Origin of the sequence: Leptolyngbya subtilissima AS-A7, from assembly GCF_039962255.1 — a bacterium.
Classification (GTDB): Bacteria; Cyanobacteriota; Cyanobacteriia; order Phormidesmidales; family Phormidesmidaceae; genus Nodosilinea.
This window is the reverse complement of sequence record NZ_JAMPKY010000001.1, coordinates 245,812-265,225: the sequence shown is the minus strand read 5'-3', so window position 1 is coordinate 265,225 and position 19,414 is coordinate 245,812. Positions and strand designations below refer to the sequence as shown.

Annotated in this window: 11 protein-coding genes and 1 tRNA gene; 4 read left to right on the top strand and 8 right to left on the bottom strand. The window is 55.5% G+C overall.

Going from position 1 to position 19,414, the window contains the following annotated elements; translation table 11 throughout:
- Positions 1–225: 225 nt before the first annotated feature.
- The 8 genes from NC979_RS01290 to NC979_RS01255 form a co-directional block, all read right to left on the bottom strand.
- Complete coding sequence (locus NC979_RS01290; protein ID WP_190523003.1) at positions 226–4,728, bottom strand: DUF4347 domain-containing protein; 4,503 nt, start codon at positions 4,726–4,728, stop codon at positions 226–228.
- Between the two features lie 1,244 nt (positions 4,729–5,972).
- Complete coding sequence (locus NC979_RS01285; RefSeq protein WP_190523001.1) at positions 5,973–7,256, bottom strand: flotillin family protein; 1,284 nt, start codon at positions 7,254–7,256, stop codon at positions 5,973–5,975.
- A complete protein-coding gene (locus NC979_RS01280; protein ID WP_431191001.1) occupies positions 7,253–8,614 on the bottom strand; it encodes a flotillin family protein in 1,362 nt (453 codons plus the stop codon). Before NC979_RS01280 ends, NC979_RS01285 begins: the two co-directional genes overlap by 4 nt.
- Before the next feature lie 153 nt (positions 8,615–8,767).
- Positions 8,768–9,370: an NfeD family protein gene (locus NC979_RS01275; protein WP_190522999.1), complete on the bottom strand. Its 603-nt coding sequence runs from the start codon at positions 9,368–9,370 to the stop codon at positions 8,768–8,770.
- A gap of 113 nt (positions 9,371–9,483) precedes the next feature.
- Positions 9,484–10,089 carry a cupredoxin domain-containing protein gene (locus tag NC979_RS01270; protein ID WP_190522998.1) on the bottom strand — a complete coding sequence of 202 codons (606 nt, stop codon included), beginning with the start codon at positions 10,087–10,089 and terminating at the stop codon, positions 9,484–9,486.
- Between the two features lie 126 nt (positions 10,090–10,215).
- Complete coding sequence (locus NC979_RS01265) at positions 10,216–12,465, bottom strand: heavy metal translocating P-type ATPase (RefSeq protein ID WP_190522996.1); 2,250 nt, start codon at positions 12,463–12,465, stop codon at positions 10,216–10,218.
- A 35-nt stretch (positions 12,466–12,500) separates the two neighbouring features.
- On the bottom strand, positions 12,501–12,695 hold the full coding sequence (locus tag NC979_RS01260; RefSeq protein WP_190522993.1) for a heavy-metal-associated domain-containing protein: 195 nt from the start codon (positions 12,693–12,695) through the stop codon (positions 12,501–12,503).
- A 540-nt stretch (positions 12,696–13,235) separates the two neighbouring features.
- Positions 13,236–13,306 (bottom strand) — tRNA-Gly (locus NC979_RS01255).
- Between the two features lie 425 nt (positions 13,307–13,731).
- Here NC979_RS01255 and NC979_RS01250 point away from each other — a divergent pair.
- The 4 genes from NC979_RS01250 (at position 13,732) to NC979_RS01235 (ending at position 19,058) form a co-directional block, all read left to right on the top strand.
- Positions 13,732–14,592: a CbiX/SirB N-terminal domain-containing protein gene (locus NC979_RS01250; protein WP_190522990.1), complete on the top strand. Its 861-nt coding sequence runs from the start codon at positions 13,732–13,734 to the stop codon at positions 14,590–14,592.
- Positions 14,593–14,691: 99 nt separating this feature from the next.
- Entirely contained in the window at positions 14,692–15,504 is an 813-nt protein-coding gene (gene cobA, locus NC979_RS01245) for a uroporphyrinogen-III C-methyltransferase (protein ID WP_190522988.1), read from the top strand.
- 118 nt (positions 15,505–15,622) lie between these two features.
- On the top strand, positions 15,623–16,936 hold the full coding sequence (locus tag NC979_RS01240) for a peptidoglycan-binding protein (RefSeq protein WP_190522986.1): 1,314 nt from the start codon (positions 15,623–15,625) through the stop codon (positions 16,934–16,936).
- Positions 16,937–17,690: 754 nt separating this feature from the next.
- Positions 17,691–19,058 (top strand): SGNH/GDSL hydrolase family protein, encoded by a 1,368-nt coding sequence (locus tag NC979_RS01235; protein WP_190522984.1) that lies wholly within the window; start codon positions 17,691–17,693, stop codon positions 19,056–19,058.
- The last annotated feature ends 356 nt before the right edge of the window (positions 19,059–19,414 follow it).

Genomic DNA, 19,414 nt, shown 5'->3' with positions numbered 1-19,414 from the left:
TATCTAAGGCTGTCTTTGACCTATGGGTCAGTACCCACATGAGTTTGCCGTAGCTGTGGGGCAACTCGGTGATAAAGGCAAAGCCCCATAGGTGAAGAGTCGGCACGGTGGTTTTAATGCAAAAACCCATAACCTTAGTACAGGCTATGGGTTCAAAATTGCTCAGGTCTGAGAACTGACACCGGAGTGGTAAGCCACCCCGGTTCAGCAACCTACCCCTTGCCGCTACACGACAGGGTTCCAGCTAACTTCCGTGGTGTCTAACACAACACCATCTTTTAACGTCGTACCATCCATCAACCACAGGACATTTTCCCCAGAGCCTGGATGGTGCCACAGCAGGTCTAGGTTACCATCCTGGTTAAAGTCAGCGGCTCCCTCTGCCTTCCAACTAGCTTCAGCGGCAGTAGTTTCATAACCCTTAACGAGGGTAGTGCCATCCATTTCCCAGAACACGTTGACACCGGCAGTGCGGTGTTCCCAGAAAATGTCTACCTTGCCATCCTTGGTAAAGTCGCCGACGGCCCCCACTTCCCAATCGAGGCCTGGATTGACAGTAATCAACTCGCCAGAGACTAGGTTGGTGCCATCCATAAACCAGACCGCAAGCTGACCCGAATTGGCATTGCGCCAGAGGATGTCGTCTTTACCATTGCTGTTGAAGTCGCCAGCTTCAACCACTTTCCAGCCATCGGTAGAACTGTTAGAGAGAAGAGCGCCAGACTCAAGGTTAACTCCATCCATGAGCCAAGCAACGGCCTGATTACTCGTTTTGTGCTGCCAGATTAGATCAGGGCCGCCATCGCCATTGAGGTCACCCACGGCCTTGATGTCCCAGTTGACATCCGCTACAGCCGGTGAGAGAAAATCACCTCCGGCTAATTTAGTGTTGTCCATCAGCCAGAATACCGACTCGCCAACGGTTTGGTGCCGCCAAAAGATATCGACAGAACCGTCGCCGTTAAAGTCAGAGGTGGCGTTGAACTTCGCGACCTTCCCGCTCGCACTCGTCAGCGACTCTGCAGTGCCTTGTCCATCGACATAGCTCACCGCTACCTGCAAGAACTGATCTACTTGGTTATTGCGGGGGCTAAAGGTACTGCCAGTCGCGCCATCAATGTTGCTCCAGGTAATGCCATCGACAGATTGCTTCCACTGGTAGCTCAGAGTGCCTAAGCCATCAGCATCAGCCAGAGTAGAGGTATTTGCCGTCAAGGTTTGACCCTGGACGACGGTGCCGTTGATAGTGACGCTGCCCGTAGGTGCGTCGTTAACATTGGCCACTTTGGCAGACGTGGCATTGCTCAAGACCGATTCAGCGGTACCGTCACCATCGGTGTAGCTAACCTGCGACCGCACGAACTGGTTGACCTGCCCTTGAGTAAGGGTAAAGGTACTGGCTGTCGCCTCAGCAATCGTTGTCCAGGTCACGCCATCGGTCGACTGCTGCCACTGGTAGCTCAAGGTGCCTAGGCCGTCGGCATCAGACAGGTTAGAGGTATTTGCCGTCAGGATTTGACCTTGGGCGACGGTGCCGTCAATGGTCACGCTGCCTGTGGGTGCGTAGCTAACATTAGCCACTTTGGCCGCCGTGGCGTTGCTGTTAACCAACTCAGCTTTACCACCGCCGTCGGTGTAGCTCACCTGCGACCGCACGAACTGGTTAACCTGCCCTTGAGTAAGGGTAAAGGTACTGGCCGTAGCCCCAGCAATGGTCGTCCAGGTGATGCCGTCGGTGGACTGCTGCCACTGGTAGTTTAAGGTGCCCAAGCCATCGAGATCGCCAAACGAGGCGGAGGCAGTGGCAGTGAGCAGTGAGCCTTGCTCTGCATTACCAGTGAGGGTCACGCCACCTGTAGGTAGATCGTTAACGTTGGCGATTTTGCTAGCTGTAGGAGCGCTAAAGACTTCTTCAGCAGCGCCAAAGCCATCAACGTAACTTACCCGCGCCCGCACGAACTGGCCGACCTGCCCTTGAGCAAGCGTAAAGGTACTGGCCGTAGCCCCAACAATGGTCGTCCAGGTGATGCCATCGCTAGACTGCTGCCACTGGTAATTGAGTACACCCAGTCCATCTAGGTCTACCAAATTTGATGTGTTGGCGGTAAGTATGCTGTTTTGCTGGGGAGCACCACTGAGGGTAACAGGAGCACCCCCGCCACCTGCTGCAACAGCAAGAGTATTGTGGTCGCTTGGTGTCAGCGCTGGAGCTAGGGCTGTAAAGGTATTGGTTACAGGATCCCAGCTAGAGAAGGTGGTACCGTAAATTCCACCTAGATAAAACAACCCCTCTTCTGCATCTACTGCCGCCGATAGCCACGAGCCCACAGGGTTGTTAGCGGGGCCAACCTGCTGAAGCGCTATGCCATTGCTGGCCAGGTCATAGGCATAAATTGGGGTGTCACTCCCCTGCGCATAGTAGCGCCCATCATAAATTTCGCCAAATCGACGAATTTCGCCAGTGCCAACCTGACCAACATTAAATGTCGTGATGGTACCGCTGGCTAGGTTTACTTCCCAAGCAGCGTGTACACTAGCTTGGCTAACGACAAACTTGCCTGTGATTGGGTCATAGTCTGCCGAACCACCCGCTGCTCCAGGCAACGCTAAAGAACTCCAGGTACCACCCTGGGTGTAGTAGAGAGTAGTTTGTCCCCGAGCTGTAAGGACAAACTGGTTGTTGTTGGTAACCTCTAAGTTGCCCCAGTCCCAATTGACATTTGGCCCAGCCTGCACATCGGCCCAAGTATCATTGCCAGGGTTATAACGTTGAATAGAGTTGGTAGCGCTGTTTAGCATGTACAGCTCGTTATTAGCCGAGACTGCCAGTTGAGTAGCCGTAGTGATGGGGTTTAGGGCACTCCAACTGTTGGTTGTTGGGTCGTAAACCGCAAAGTCATGAACGTTCCTTTCTACAGCAGTGCGATAGACCTTTTTAACGCTTAAACCACTGGGTGCATCGTTGACGTTGGCCACTTTGGCTGCCGTGGCGTTGCTGTTAACAGTTTCGAGGGTGCCGCCGCCGTCGATATAGCTAACCTGCGATCGCACGAACTGGTTGACCTGCCCTTGAGTGAGGGTAAACGTACTAGCCGCAGCCCCAGCAATGGTCGTCCAACTCACACCATCGGTGGACTGCTGCCACTGGTAGCTCAAAGTGCCCAGACCATCGGGGTCGGCTAGGGTGGCGGTGGCGGTGAGGGTTGCGCCTTGGGTGGGGGTGCCGCTGATGGTGACGGCGCCGGTGGCAGGGTCATTGACGTTAGCCACTGCGGTGGTTGCCGGACTGGTTTTCGTTTCCAAAGTGCCGCCGCCATCGGTAAAGCTAGCGTTCACCCGGATAACTTTGTTCACCTGGGTTTGGGTGAGGGCAAAGGTTGCCGCCGTGGCCCCGGTAATATTGGTCCAGGTGGTGCCATTGGTGGACTCTTGCCACTGATAGTTAATCGTACCAAGGCCATCCACATCGGCTAGGGTGGCGGTGGCGGTGAGGGTTGCGCCTTGGGTGGGGGTGCCACTGATGGTGACACTGCCCGTCGGTGGGGTGTTAGTGGGAGGTGGCTCGGTACCAAAGGAACCGCCCCGGATAAAAACTGCCGAGTCAAAAGCTCCATCGCCTACATCACCAATAAAAATCTGCAGGGTATTGGTTTGTCCAGCGATCAACGATCCTTCGAGGGTTAGCGGCTTGGTATAGGCATCCAGCTGCACATCGGCCCCGCCCGTATTATTCACATAATCGGGGTGAAATGGGCCCGTGGGGCTAGGGGCGAGGTTATTAATCGATACGGTTTGCCCATCGCTAAGCTTTGCTAGGTTAGTCCCATTCAGTCTTAGCTCAAAGCTATCGTTAACGGTTCCTCCTCCATACTCTGGAAATTCTTCTGAGCCAAAGACAAAATCAAAAAAAACCTTAGGATCAATAATCCCAGCCGCGACATCGAAGGTTATGGTTATGGTGGCAACGTCAAAGAAGCCAGAAGAAGAAGTACCGAAATTGGTACTTGCATTTGCCAAATTATTGGGACCTATAACATTAGTAACGGCACCTGTGCTGAGTACAATACCAGAGTCAAAGGAGAAGGGCGCGTTGCTAAACGTCCCAAAAGCAGCAGCATTACCACTTGTTGTGAGTTGAACATTACTGAGTCCAACTACATTACCTAGCAGGGTATTCAGCAAGGTAGTAGCGTTATTAGTCTGGGTAACTGAAATCACAAAGGCCCCTGGGTAGGTTTCAAGCACATCTTGTGAAAAGGCATCGCTGGGAATGAGTGTTCCCACGTGGGCATCTAGATGCCAAGAACCACCCTGTTCAGCGTTACCCACTTTGGTGGTGCTGGCCCCGATGGCGGCCCCAGTCAATTTGTGAAGTTTTTCGATGAATTCGGTTCCGGCATCCCCGGCGGCCACATTACAGCCGTAGAGCAGCAGAGTAGAGTTTGAATTTTGGCCAGAGAACCACGACTTTAGCGCTTGGGCATGGTCTTCTAGGTTAGTGAGATTGAGTTGAGTGTTGCCTAGGTATAAAACACCAGGAGCACCGTGGGAGACAATATACACAGTGCTGACAGGGTGAGTCTCAAGGTAGTTGGTAATCTGACCAATACCATCCACATCGGCAGCCAACACCTTTACAGCAACCCCAGGCAACACCCCACTTACAAGGCTCGGAACGTCGCTAACATTGGCATCAATAAAAACAACGGACTGGGTATGCTGAAACATTAGTGTACTCCTAGTGGAATGAGCGAGACTTTGAGTTTCGCTGGTGTTTCAAAAGCAATCAAGGCACCGGAAAAACCAGCGACCGATGAAGCTGAGAAGCAACACTGAAATCTCAAAAACAATGGCGAATGAACAAGACTTTGGGAGAAAAATTTGCTTTCTCTCAAAAAGTATTAAACGGCTACATCTGAATTAGTTAGCAGGCTTTGCTTCGTTTGCGACATGCCAAGGCTACTAATAAATTGAGGTGAAATAAGCCTATCTGTTGTAGACCTAGATTTTTCAGATTACTACAAAGCAACTTGATAAATGATGAAGTTATTGTTGCTTGAGCAATCAAATTAAAAAGCTTGTAGCTTAAAAATCTAAAGCGTAGAGTGCGCCAATAGACTCAAATTGTAAAGCTGAACGAACATGGACGGGGCTTGAAGCATAGATGGATCCGTTTCGAAAGATGGACTAGACAGCAGGAGAGAGAATGGCTGTTTCAATGTTATTCGCCACCGAAAACATATATCTCTCTAGTGAATGTGCCCAGTTCTCTTCAAAAAACCCCAAACACCTGCTGCCATTACAAACCGTAACTCCAAGCTCTGATGGCAACCCGCTCTTCACGCTCCTTTTGTTATCTCTGTTTCTAGCAGGAAAGTCGTAAAATTTAGCTATACCAATTTAGTTTCTTACTTGTTTTTGTCAGCGCTGTTCTCTAATACAAAGTTCAGTAATTTCTCTGAGGTGAGGACAGATCCTCTCAATAGAGGTGGTGTTGAGTGGGTACAGAATAATTTGGGCAGGCGATCGCAATGGTCTGGCCGTCAGCCTGATTTGCTCCCTTAAGCTACTAGTTGAAAATACGGTCATTTCTCTCCAGACTAGGATTACTGACAGCCCGCGTTAAGAGAAAACCCCTATTTTTTGGACAACAGTAGCCGCGATCGCCCTAGGCTTTTGCACCACCACTTTGCCCTTGAGTCTGCCGCCGCTGACGCAGGCCACATTTCAACAGTGCTTAACCCACCTGGCTCTACTAGGCCAAGCGGATGGGGGCAGCTCGCCGCAGTTGCCGCCTACCAGCAGCCCTTCATCCTGCCAGTTTGAGCCAAGGCCTAGTATTGCGGCTTGGTAAACTCAGCCGCGGGCTACAAAGATTCTCCTATTCCAAGCCCAAATGTCTTAGCGTTTTAATTCTCGCTCAGCGTAGAGGGTTAAGTAGTGATCTTAAAAACTAACCATTAACAAACGCCTTAGTCCTGATTTGTATCAGCGTCTAGTTTGGTGGCTAATGCCCCTTGCGAAACACTGCAGCCGCCCAGATTTTGCAACGTCTGGGCCAAATCTAGCCCTGTGGTCTGCTTCATCTGCTCCATAAACGAGGCCAGCTTGGTAGCATTGCCGCCCCGTCCCGGATCGATCACGGTGATGCTTTCGACCTGCACATCAGGCACGGTGTCGACCAGATTCGCCAGCAGCGACTCCAGTTTCTGAAAGAGGAAGATTTCTCGGGCGTGGTCGCCTGCGGCCTTCCAGGTAGTAGCCAGTTCGCGAATGCCCTCGGCGCGGGCGCGACCGTCTTCGACAATGCTGGCGGCGTCGCCCTTGGCACGGGCCTGGGCCTGCTGGCAAGAGGCGGCGGCGGGGGCAATCACATCGGCCTGGAGCTGCTGCTCGACCTGGTTGCGGCGTTCGCGCTGAACGGCGAGTTCGGCTTCGGTACGGGCAACTTCGGCGGCAATTTCGGACTCGGCTTCGGAGATGGCGGCCTGGCGCTGGCTGAGGGCGTTTTGCAGACGGCGATCGGCATCGGCGCGGGTGGTTTCTATTTTGGCCTCGATTTGGCGCAGGGAGGTGCGCTTGAGGTTTTCGGCAGCTTGCAGGGCCGACTGGGTTTTGGCCTCAGCCTCAGCGATGCGGGCGTCGCGCAGCAGGTCGGCCCGCTGCTTGCGCCCGATCGAGTTTAGGTAGCCGACGTCGTCGGAGATGTTTTGAATTTGCAGGTTGTCGAGAATCAGGCCGAGCTGAGCCAAGTCGTCGTCGGCTTCGTCGAGCAGGTTGCGGACAAAGGCCATCTTGTCCTCGTTCACCTGCTCAGGGGTGAGGGTTGCCAGCACGCCCCGCAGGTTGCCCTCCAAAGTTTCGCGAGCAATTTTTTCGATTTCCTCGCGGCTCTTGCCCAGCAAGCGCTCGATCGCATTGTGAATCGCCGGTTCTTCACCCGCAATTTTGATGTTGGCCACGCCATCGACGTTGAGGGGAATGCCGCCCTTGGAGTAGGCGCTGGCCACCTTCAGCTCGATGATCATGTTAGTGAGTTCCATGCGGAACGTCTTTTCGAGTAGGGGTTTGCGAATGCTGCTGCCGCCCTTAACCAAGCGATAGCCGACGCTGTGCCCATCGCCGACGGTGCGGCGATCGCCCGCAAAGATCAGCACTTCGCTGGGCTGGCAGATGTAGTAGAGATTTTTGATGATCAGCAGCAGGCTGCCGGTGGCCCCAAACATGACCACCAGGAGGGTGAAGATTAGGCTCATGGGGTTTGCTCCGAGGGTAGGGATTTGGGAGTAGGGGCCGAGGGGGTGAGGGGAGAGATAGCGGCTAGAGGAATACCGAGGATGTCTTCGGACTGACGCAGAAACTGCTTCACCATTTCGGGGTAGGCGTTGAGTAGCGATGCAATCGCCTTGCCGTCGCCGTTGTCAATTACGTTCACTTGCCCTAGGTGCAGGCGACCGGGAATTCGCCCCGCCTCTTTGAGCACCATTTCGAGCTGCTGCACCAAAAAGATCTGGGAGGCATCTACTCCCGTTTCTTGCCAGACCTGAACCAGCATTTGGCTGGCTTGGGCCGAGGCCTTAGCGTTTTCTTCGAGGGTGGCGGCGGCCCCTCGGGCCTGAAACTCTTGAGCGCGCTGTTGGGCCTTGGCGGGCAGCACTTTTTCCACCTCTAGGCGGGCCTGTTCCAAATGGGCGCGAATCGCTTGAAGTTCTCGCTGGGCGCGGGCGCGGGCCTCTTCGGCGGCTGTCAGGGTGCGCTCTTCTTCGATGCGAGCCTGCTTTTCGACCTCGGCAGTGATGCGGCGCAGCTCGTTTTCTTTTTCTTGAATTACGGTGCGGGCCTGGGTTTTGGCGACTTCGGCCTCGCGGCTGCTGTCGGCTTCAATTTGCTCGGCTTCGGCGACGGCGTTAGATTCAGCAATTTCGGCATCGCGCACCACGTTGGCGATCTGCCGCCGCCCAATGGAGTTGAGGTAGTCAACCTGGTCGGCGACGCTTTGAATTTTGAGGGTGTCGAGCTGCAACCCCAGCTTGACCAAGTCGTTACGCACGTCGCTGGCGATGCGCTCGGCAAACTGGAGCCGGTCTTCGTTCAACTGTTCGGGGGTGAGGGTGGCCACCACGCCACGCAGGTTGCCCTCCAGGGTTTCCCGCGCCACCCGAGAAATTTCTTCGCGACCTCGGCCTAAAAAGCGCTCGATCGCATTGCCGACCAGCACCTCGTCGCGAGCGATTTTGACATTGGCGATCGCCTGAATATCCAGCGGCGTGCCTCCCTTTGAGTAGGCGTTGGTGACCTCAATTGGCACCGGCATGGTGGTCAAATCCATGGTTTTGACCGTTTCGAGAATAGGAATGCGGAAGGTTCGCCCGCCGTAGATCACCCGGTAACCCAGGGTTTGCCCGTCGGCCCGGCGATACTTGCGCCCGGAGATAATCAAAATTTTGTTGGGGTCGCAGATCTGCACCAGGGCGTTGACGCCCCAAATGGTAATTAGCACCACGAAGATCAGGACGGCGATCGCCCCCCCCCCCAAAGCCCGCCCCCCGCTCTGCCCAATCACCGACACCGGTGGCATCACCTCCGCGATCGCCACCGTATCGGCTCTAGTCATTCCATCCGCCATACATAACCTCTTCCTTGAGTCGTCATCGCTAGCACCAGGCCATATTGAAAATGGGAGGGAGTGATAGGGTGATCGGGTGATGGAGTTACAGGGTGATAGGATGCCTTTTCTAACTCCTCCACTCCATCACTCCCCCACTCCCTACTCCCTCAACCCCTCAGCCGCGGCCACCCACAGCTTGTTGTGCTCCATCCCCACCACCAGCACCGTTTCGCCAACGCGAAACTCGCGGTCTTCCTGGGTAATGGCAAAAAAGCTGACGGTCGAGCCAGCAATGCTGAGGCTGACTTTGCCTCGGCTGTCGGTATCGAAAGGAATTTCTACCGTGGCGATCTGGCCCGTCAGGGTTTCGGGACGAATCAGGCTGCTAACCGACTGCCGACCGAGCGATCGCAGCACCAGCGCCGCCACCAGCCCACAAAACAGACCCATCAGTAGTGCAATTAGCGTTCCTAACCAGACCGCTAAGTTGGGCTGTACTAGGTTGATCAATAGCCCCGTCAGACCAAAAAAGCAGAGGGCAAAGGTCCAAAACCGCAGGCTGAGAAAGGGCAGCCACCAGCGATCGCGCAGAGCCGTCAGCGTTTGGTCAATCTGGGTGCCTGCGTCAATGTCGTCAACACTGGCAGATGCTTCGACATTGAAGTCAAGATTGGTGTCGATGTCTACGCCATCCAGCCCGCCGACGGCAGCCAACAAGACAAAAATGCCCCCGACAATGAAACACAGACCGTAGATCAGCATAATTGGCGGCACCTCAGGGGGTTGGCCAGGTTTATCCCCGTTGCCAGGGTACTCGCGCCGACCCAGTCTACGCCCGTGTTCTTCACTAATTGGAACGTGAAAGCAGATGCGAGTCAGCCCACATCGGCGGCAGCATCTACAGCATAAGCTGGGGAATGGGCAAATTTCACGGCGGTCATAGGTTCAGGCAGGATGGCTTGACCACCATTGGCCACCACTTCGACGGTGCCGCGAAACATGTTCATGCCGCAGGCAAACTCGTAGCGACCGGGCTGGGTTGGGGTGAACTCGATTGCCGTAGTCTGATTTACCGGCAGCACCTGGGCAATGCGAAAATCAGGGAAGCGCACTTCTTCTAAGCAACTGCTGGGATCTTTGCGGTAAAAATTCAGCCGCACTGGCTGCCCCTCCTGCACTACGATGTGGCTGGGATCGTAGCCCCCATCGACGGTAACGGTGACTTCCTGCACACCGTCCGTAGCCGTAGCTTGGCGAGACTTAGGTTTGCTGAATAAGAACCACCAGAGTTCGAGGCCGATCAGCCCTAGCCCAGCACTGGTAACGGCAACTCTAGACCATAGGGGTTGTTCGATGCGCTGAAACTGCCCAGTGGACTCAGCCATGCCCGTATGGTCCATTTGGGCTAGGGTACCGCTGGCAAGGGTGGTGGTGAGGACCAAACTGGCGAAACCGCTGAGGGTAAGGTGTTTGAGTTTCATGGGAAAGAACCTGGGAATGGGGGGTGAGGGAGTAGGGAGTGGGGGAGTAATGGGGTAGGGGAGTTGGGGAGTAATTGAGGATTCAACACTTAAATCACCCAATCACTCCATCACCCCGTACCCCTATCACCCTCGCAACTTGGGCCGAAAATTCCGCAACCGTAGCGCATTCGTCACTACTGACACGGAGCTGAGGGCCATCGCGGCTCCGGCAATAATCGGGCTGAGCAGCCAGCCAAAGATGGGATAGAGGATGCCCGCCGCGATCGGGATGCCTGCGACGTTGTAGATGAAGGCGAAGAACAGGTTTTGGCGAATGTTGGCCATAGTGGCGCGGGAAAGCTGAATGGCGGTGACGATGCCGTGCAGGTCGCCAGAGATTAGGGTGATGTCACTGGCGGCGATCGCCACATCTGTCCCCGTGCCGATCGCCATGCCGACATCGGCTTGAGCAAGCGCAGGCGCGTCGTTGATGCCGTCGCCCACCATGGCCACGATCTTGCCCTCCCGTTGCAGACTTTCGACCTGGGCGGCTTTTTGGTCGGGGCGCACCTCGGCAAAGACGCGGGTAACACCGACTTCGCGGGCGATCACCTCGGCGGTGCGGCGGTTGTCGCCGGTTAGCATCACCACCTCTAGGCCCATGCGTTGCAGAGTGCGAATGGCAGCGGCAGAGGAGGGTTTGACCGCATCGGCAATGCCCAAAATGGCTTTCACCCGGCCATCAACGGCCAACCACACCACGGTACGACCCAGGTATTCGGTGCGCTCCCACTGCTGCTGTAGGCGATCGGTGGCGATGCCGAGTTCTTGCATCCAGCGGTGGGTGCCAATTTGAACTCGCTGCCCAGACACAGTGCCCTGAACGCCGCTGCCAGCAATGGCCTCAAAGCTTTGGGAATTCTCTAGGGTCACCCCTTGTGATTGAGCGTAGTTGACCACGGCTTCGGCCAGGGGATGCTCAGAGTTGCGTTCGAGAGATCCCGCCAGTTTCAGCAGATGCAGTTCGGTAGCGGTGCCGTTTACGGTTAGGTAATCGGTCACCGTGGGTTTGCCCTGGGTAATTGTCCCAGTCTTGTCCAGCACGATGGTTTGGATTTTGTGGGCCAACTCTAGGCTGTCGGCTCCTTTGATCAGAATGCCATTCTCAGCGCCTTTACCGGTGCCCACCATGATTGAGGTCGGCGTCGCCAGGCCGAGGGCACAGGGGCAGGCAATAATCAGCACGCCCACGGTGGTAATCAGCGCCATGGTGACGTTGCCCATGACGTTGTACCAGACGATAAAGGTGAGAATGGCGATCGCCATCACCATCGGCACAAACCAGGCCGTCACGCGATCGGCCATCTTTTGAATCGGGGCCTTTGACCCCTGGGCCTGCTGCACTAGCTTGACGATCTGCGCCAGGAAGGTATCTTTGCCCACGCGGGTAGCGCGAAACTTGAAGCTGCCGGTTTTATTCAGGGTTGCCCCAATCACCTCGTCGCCCACGGTCTTTTGCACGGGCACGCTTTCCCCCGTCACCATTGCCTCATCCAGGGTGGACGAGCCTTCGACGATTTCGCCATCCACCGGAATTTTCTCGCCAGGACGCACCAGAATGATGTCGCCCAGCACCACCTCAGCAATGGGAATATCAACTTCTTGACCCCGGCGAATCACCCGCGCGGTTTTGGCCTGCAACCCCATCAGCTTGCGGATGGCTTCGGAGGTTTGGCCCTTGGCCCGGTTCTCCAGCAGTCGCCCCAGCAAAATCAGGGCGATAATCACCGCAGCAGCTTCAAAGTACACGTCAGGATAGAGCCCTTGGTCGATGAACCACTGGGGGTAGAGGGTAGGGAACAGCGAGTAGAGAAACGCGGTGCCGGTACCCACGGCCACTAGCGTGTCCATGCTGGCCGAGTGGCGCTTGAGAGCTTTCCAGGCGTTGAGGTAAAAGGAGTTCCCGGCCCAGAACAGCACGGGCGTGGTTAGCACCAGCTGAACCCAAGGGTTGTGCAGCCACGTCGGAATAAAGGGAATTGGCAACCCCGTCATCATCGGCAGCGAGCCGATCACCAAAATGGCGGCGATCGCCAGGCTAAACACAGCTTTGCGAGTGAGTTTGCGGTTTTCAGCTTCTCGCTCTCGCCGCTCGGCATCGTCTTCTGGGGCCATAACATCGTCTAGGGGCTGGGCCTTGTAGCCCGCCTCATCCACCGCCGCCTGAATCTCGGCTGGATTCGTTTGCCGAGGGTTGTAGGTGACAGCCGCTTGCTCAGCTCCAAAATTGACGTTACAGACATCGACACCGGGCACCGAGCGAATGGCGGCTTCGACATTGCTAGCGCAGGCGGCACAGCTCATGCCCCGCAGCTTAAAGGTTTGATTTTGCATCGCTTTGATCCTCAAATTTTGAGTAGGCTGCGGGCTCAAGCAACGGTGTAGCCGGCGGTGGTGATCGCCTGCTTAATCTCGGTTTCTGAGGCTGCGGTGGTAACGTTGACCTGCTTCGTTTTGGGGTCGGCATTCACCTGGGCCGTGGCATCGATTGCTTGAATTGCCTGAGTGACAGTATTGACACAGGCAGAACAGGCCAGGTTAGGAACAGTCAGCTGAATCGTCATGGCTAAGCCTTTGAACTCGTATGGCTCTATGGTGAAGCTTCCAGTGAGCTAGAGAGTCAAGGGGGTAGGTGTATATTTATTTTGCTCGGCTAGCCCGGCAGGTCACATGAGGCTAAATAGGGCGATCGCATCCTACAGCTACACAACGTCAATGGTTATCCCCTGTGGATGCAGCAAGGTGTCTTTCCCGCTAGCTATTCCATTCATCGTTCAAGGCTCACCCTTTGTCCTAAATTCGCCTCAGAAGGCATTGTTTATTTAAGCTGCCGTCACAATCAACCACCCTAAACAGGGGAAGCTGAAAGGCCTGCAACCTTGCTACTTCGGCAAATTCTAGAAATTATGGCTTAAAAAGCAGCGCCGACAAGGCCTTAAGCAAGTTGAAAGGTAAAGCCTTAGCCTTCTAAAGGCTTTTCCTAGAAAACAAACAATGTGTCACCAGCGGCTTGACGACACCACTATGTCTCAATGAAATTAATCTGGCCTCAACGACACTGATACGTTACTGATGATAAATAGTGAGTCACTGCACAACATCTAAGCGGGTGGGGGGAATCGAACCCCCATCATTAGCTTGGAAGGCTAAGGTTTTACCACTAAACTACACCCGCAAACCAGTTTTTACTTTACCACAATGGGTCTGGGAGCTGAGCTACTTGGGGCTGCCAAATATCGAGCTAACTAACCCTCATACCTTTTGATGGATACGATACCAGACGCCTTGAACTAAATCTTTATAATGAGGGGCCAGCACTACTTGTTGTAAGGCGGCAAGATTTCCCTCTGTAGTGCGCTAGCCCCAGGGTTGAGCGGTGTGTGGATGACCTGCTGCTGTTGTTTAGAGAGTTAGAGTTTGCCTGTGTCTGCATCTGCATCGACAGCTTATCTATTAGTGTCTCACGGTAGCCGCGACCCACGACCCGGGCAAGGCATGGAGCGGTTAGCTCACTTCGTGCGATCGCAGGAACCTGGCCTATGGGGGAACCAGCCGAGCCCCCCAAACTGTTCAGATAGCTGTATGGAGCTAGATAGCCGTATGGAGCTTGGTGAACGGGCGGCAATGGAGCGATCGGCGACTAGTCAGGCGGCATCATTTCTACGGCGGGCTCCAGCGTTAGACTGGCTGCGTCCCAGCACGACTAGCCCTCTTGGGGAAGAAGCCGGTATTTTTCGCAGCCGAGTCTCTCAGCCCGAGACGGTGAATGGTCCCCTAGTGGGCACCGCCTGCCTTGAAGTTGGAGCCGTGCCGCTGCATCAGCAAATTGTCGCCTTTAGCCAGCGGGCTCAGGCCGCCGGGGTCAATCGCGTGCGGGTGCTCCCCTTGTTTTTGCTGGCTGGCGTCCACGTGATGGAAGACATTCCAGCGGAGGTCGAGCTGGCCCGTCACGAGCTGCCGGACCTAAACCTAGAGATCTGCCCGCACTTGGGCAGCCATCCCGGTCTTATAGGTCTTCTGCGCCACAAGCTAAGCACCACCGCCACCGAAGCGCTAATTGTGTTGTCCCACGGCAGCCGCCGACCCGGGGGCAATGCTCCTATTTACACCCTGGCTCAGGGGCTGGGGGGCACTGCCGCCTTTTGGGCTGTCGCTCCCAGTCTAGACACCCAAGTGATTCACTATATGCAGAGTGGGGTGCAGCGGGTGGCAATTTTGCCCTATTTCTTGTTTGCGGGCAGCACCACCGATGCCATTACCCACCACACCGAAGAGCTGGCCGAGCGCTTTCCTCGAATGGGGTTTCATCTGCTGCCGCCGCTGGGGCCTTCGCCCGAACTGGCCAACCTGGTGATTGACCTTGCCCTCGATCGCATACCGACCAAGCCTCAGCAGGCGCTGGTGCCAATGCAGCGCGTGGCCTTTCGCCACGCGGTTCACCCGTCGTCGCTCGTATCTTAGACACAGCGATCGCTACCTTGGGTCGGCAACGGTCTACCCTAGGGAATGGCCAATTTCCTCAGCCAGCCTCTTTGCCTTTTGTTTGGATTTATCACGCCTATGGTGTCGGCAGCTTCTCGGCCTACAGTTCAGCCCCAGGGGGGCCAACCCTACGGCATGGTTTACCTGGTCGGCGCAGGGCCGGGCGATCCGGGCCTGTTTACGCTGCGGGGCAAGGGGCTGCTGGAGTGCGCTGATGTGGTCATCCACGACGCCTTAGTAAGCGCTCCTATCTTGGCCATGATTAACCCCCAGGCCACGGTGATCAACGCGGGCAAGCGACGCGGTCGCCATTCCCTAGGGCAGGAGGAAATCAATCAGCTGATCATTGATCAGGCCAAGGCCCACGCTGTGGTAGTGCGCCTCAAAGGGGGCGATCCCTTTGTGTTTGGACGCGGCGGCGAAGAAATGGCCGCCCTGATAGAAGCCGGCATTCGGGTGGAGGTGGTGCCGGGCATTACGGCTGGAGTCGCGGTGCCGGCCTATGCGGGCATTCCGGTGACCCACCGCAGCCAGAGTTCGTCGGTGACTTTTGTGACCGGCCATGAGTCGGCCGGCAAGTATCGACCGAGGGTGAACTGGCGCGCTCTGGCACAGGGGTCTGAAACCATTGTGGTGTACATGGGCATTCACAACCTAGGGACGATTACCGCCGAGCTGCTCGCGGCCGACCTTAGCGCCGATACCCCCGTGGCGCTAATTCGCTGGGGCACCTACCCGCAACAAGAAACACTGATTGGCACGCTGACTACCATCGTGGCCCAGGTGGCAGAGACGGGGTTTGAAGCTCCGGCGATCGCTGTGATCGGCTCAGTGGTGAACTGGCACGAGGTTTTTAGCCACTGTCGTCCCACCGGCACCCTTTGGCCCTAGCCCTCGGGTAGGGAGGCTAGCGGTTTAAGGCCGGACCTAGCCGTTTGGTCTAGCGAAGACATCCCAGAGTCTAGATACACTTGCGGTAAGTTCTAACGTTTTCCGCGAGGTAATTGCTATGGCTGGGGTGCCCACGCCAGGTCTAGACCTGATCAAAACTTTTGAGGGCTTGAGTTTACAAGCCTATCCAGACCCCAAGACCGGGAATTTGCCCATCACCATCGGCTGGGGCTCAACCCGCGATAAGAATGGCCAGCCCTTTAAGTTGGGCGATCGCATCACCCGAGAAGAGGCCGACGAGCTACTAATGCGGCAAGTCGCCAACAACTATCTACCGCCGCAGGAGCGCATTCCCACCTGGTCAACGATGAATGACAACCAGCGGGGGGCGATTCTCAGCTTTGCCTACAATCTGGGCGCCTACTTTTACGGGTCCAGCGGTTTTGAAACCATTTCGCGGGTGCTGCGCAATCAGGAGTGGCAGAACCTTGAGGCGGCCCTTATTCTCTACCGTAACCCTGGCACCAATGTGGAGGAAGGGCTGCTGCGCCGCCGCCTATCGGAGGCCAATGTGTTTTTAGCAGGCACGCCGGGGGTAGCCCTCAGCACCGCCGGGCAGCGTTATCTAGCGGGCGGTCGCACTCCCAGCGGCAACCGCTACCTGAGCCAAGAGGCCCAGGCCTATCTAGCCAACCGACCCGCAGTATCGGGCAGCGGCGGCGGGGTACCGACAGCATCGGGACCGCGACTGCTATCCCTCACCAACCCCTACACCAATGGTCAGGATGTGCAGCAGGTGCAGCAGGCGCTGGTGCGCTGGGGGGCAAATCTAGTTGCGGACGGATATTTTGGTCCGGCGACGGCGATCGCCGTCGAGCAGTTTCAGCGATCGCAGGGCCTTCCGGCTGATGGTGTTGTTGGCCCCCAAACTTGGGCGCGGCTGCAACAGTCGCCTCCTGCCCCATCCCTTGCCCAAAACCGGCTGCTGCGGCTCACCAACCCGCTCACCTCGGGCAGCGACGTGCTGACGCTGCAGCAGGCCCTCAGCCGCCAGGGCATTGCCGTCACCGCCGACGGCATCTTCGGCCCTGGCACCGATCGCGCCGTGCGCCAGTTTCAAGCCAGCCGAGGTCTGACCGCCGATGGCGTCGTCGGTCCCGAAACCTGGACAAGGCTACAACAGCAGGCCACCACCCCACCCACCCCGACCTCGCCCTCCTTTATACGAGTGCTGCGGTTGGCCAACCCCTATACCCGAGGCAACGATGTGCGGGCTGTGCAGCAGGCGATCGCCCGCGCCGGATTTTCGGTAGTAGCCGATGGGGTGTTTGGCCCCGGCACCGATCGCGCCGTGCGCCAGTATCAAGCCAGCCGAGGCTTAACCGCCGATGGCGTTGTCGGCTCCCGCACCCGCGCCAGTCTAGGGGTCTAACGACCAAAACTGCCATGTTCGTCTAGACGCTTTGCAGATCACTCTATCTTTATTCCCCCAGCACCCTGAAGCTGGGGGAAATGAAATTAATTATTTTGCTTTTTACAAGTCGCGAGATCATGGTTGTTTTAAAGTTGTTTTTTACAGCCCTAGAGATATTTGATTACCTGATCTGCCGCCTGTCAAAGAGTTTACAGATCAGGCTATTTATCTCACTTGAGAGAATCTTACAATCCTCTGTCTGGAGTAAATAAGCACTACACTAATAGAATATTCTTCATACCGAATCCTATTTGGTTACACCCGGTTTGTAGGGGCATTGCAGTGCAATACCCCTACGAGATCTCCGTTTTGAACCGGGATCTTTCAAGGCGGATTTTGTATCAGAAGGCAATTGGTAAGTTCTGTTTTTTGTAGCAGAAGTGAAGATCTCCCTAAATCCCGCTTTTTAAGAAAGGCAAGTGGTATCAATAGATGACTAAAAGCTACAGTGGCTCACCTTTAAAGCACTCGCTCAGGTAGGCTAGCCGCGCCTGATTTATGTAGATTTTGAGCAATTTGGCGCGTTGCGGAACATAAGCTGCCCTTTTGGCTTCTACGTTAAGGGGTTAAACTCGTGGCCTGGACTCTTCATAATGGACTGTGCCAAGTTTGACTGCAATTTGAGGGCCATTCGAGCAAAGGGGCGGCGATCGCCTACAATCGATCTGCTAATTTGCCTATTGATGTGTAGGACTTGAGAGTGGCGGAATTTATGTACAGCAGTTACCAATACAAAAGGAAGAAGCCGCGTCGCCGTTTACGGTTGGCGCTGTTTCTGCTGCTGCTGATTGGCATTCCTGTTGGCATTGAGTTGCTAACGCGACTGGTAGCCCACGCCACGGGCACCAGCGATCGCTTCACCGCTAATCCGGCCTCTGATGTCATTGATTCTTACCATCTGCGGTTTGTCAGCCGAAATGGCCAGCCCTACGCGGGTCTGCCCAGCGACGGCAAGTTGAACGCGCTGCGCGACCCCCTATTGGGCTATCGGCTGGCGGGCAACCAGCAGAGCAATTTTTGGCAGATCAACGACAGCGGCTTTCGAGACGAAGAAGCCGTGCCCAGCGCCAAGGCAGCAGGGGAGATTAGAATTTTTGTCCTCGGTGGTTCGACGGCTTTTGGGCAGCTTAGCTCCAACAACCAAACCACCTTTGCCAGCAAGTTAGAAACCCGGCTCAACGATCAAGTCGCCCAGCAGCGGGCTAACCCTGGGCAGTTTCAGCCCAGTGCGCTGCCCTTTCGGGCTGACCAGGTGCAAAAAGCCCTAGCGCTGCCACCGCGCATTCGCGATGGGCAATATCGAGTTGTGAATGCAGCCGTACCCGGTTACGCATCGGGCAATGCGCTGGCCATGCTGACCCAGCGGGTGGCCGCTTACAATCCAGACTTTGTAGTGGTGATGGGGGGCTACGCCGACCTGATGTTGCCTAGCGCCGACCGGGGCAGCGATGTGCCGGGGCTAGAGCAATATTTGACCGGGGAAAGCCAGTCGTTTGGCGCTCAGCTGAGTGAGCAGACACGGGCTTGGTTTGACCAGCTCTATGTGGTGCAGGGCATCAAACGCTACGGTCTGCAAAGCCAGCAAGCAGAGCCGCGCCTGGCAGAACCGCTCAATCTCTACTCACCCACTTTGGATGCCACCCTCAGCGATCGCCTGCCCGCCGACCAAGCCGAACTCGAACAGCGCATCGATCGCTACGGTCGCCACATGCGGCAGATGGTGAGCTGGGCCGCAGCCAATAAAAAGCGTCTCATCATCGCCATTGAGCCAGAGATCTCTAGTCGCAAACCAGAGTCTTTGACTCCTGAAGAATCGGCGATTTTGGGCGAATTAGACAATGCTTACCTGGAGCAAATGCGCACTGGTTTTGCAGGCTTAGCTGCTGTTGCTAACCAGGCCAAGACCCAGTCAGCCAATGCTCAGGTGTTGAATTTTTACCCGCTCTATGAAGACTTTGCGGGGCAGGCGTTTCAAAGCCCAGCGGGGTTAACCGATGAGGCCTACACGCTCATATCAGACCGGCTCTATGAGGCGATTGCTAACCAAGTGGCCCTTCAACCCGAGCCCTATGGGCTCTGAAGTACAAAAGCATCAGGTAGATACGCAAAATCTACCCAACGCTAAAAGGATATGGAATGGACGTCGGTGAAAATGTCTGATTTTCGCTGTTGAACCCGTTTACGTCCCTCATGGAGAGAAAGTCTTTGATGGGAGCTAACTCCTCAAGAGAAAAGGACACTAGCCAATCAACCGTATACACTTCCGGTGACTCACACAATGAATTACCTAGGCGTGGACGATAAAATTGAACCCCAATATTCCTCTTTGTTGAAAGGTTTACAAAAAAGTCAACAGCATCTTCATAAAAGTGGGATGAATCAGACAGATCTCTGCTAAATGCTGAGGATTACAACGATCCTAAAGCTGACAAAGCA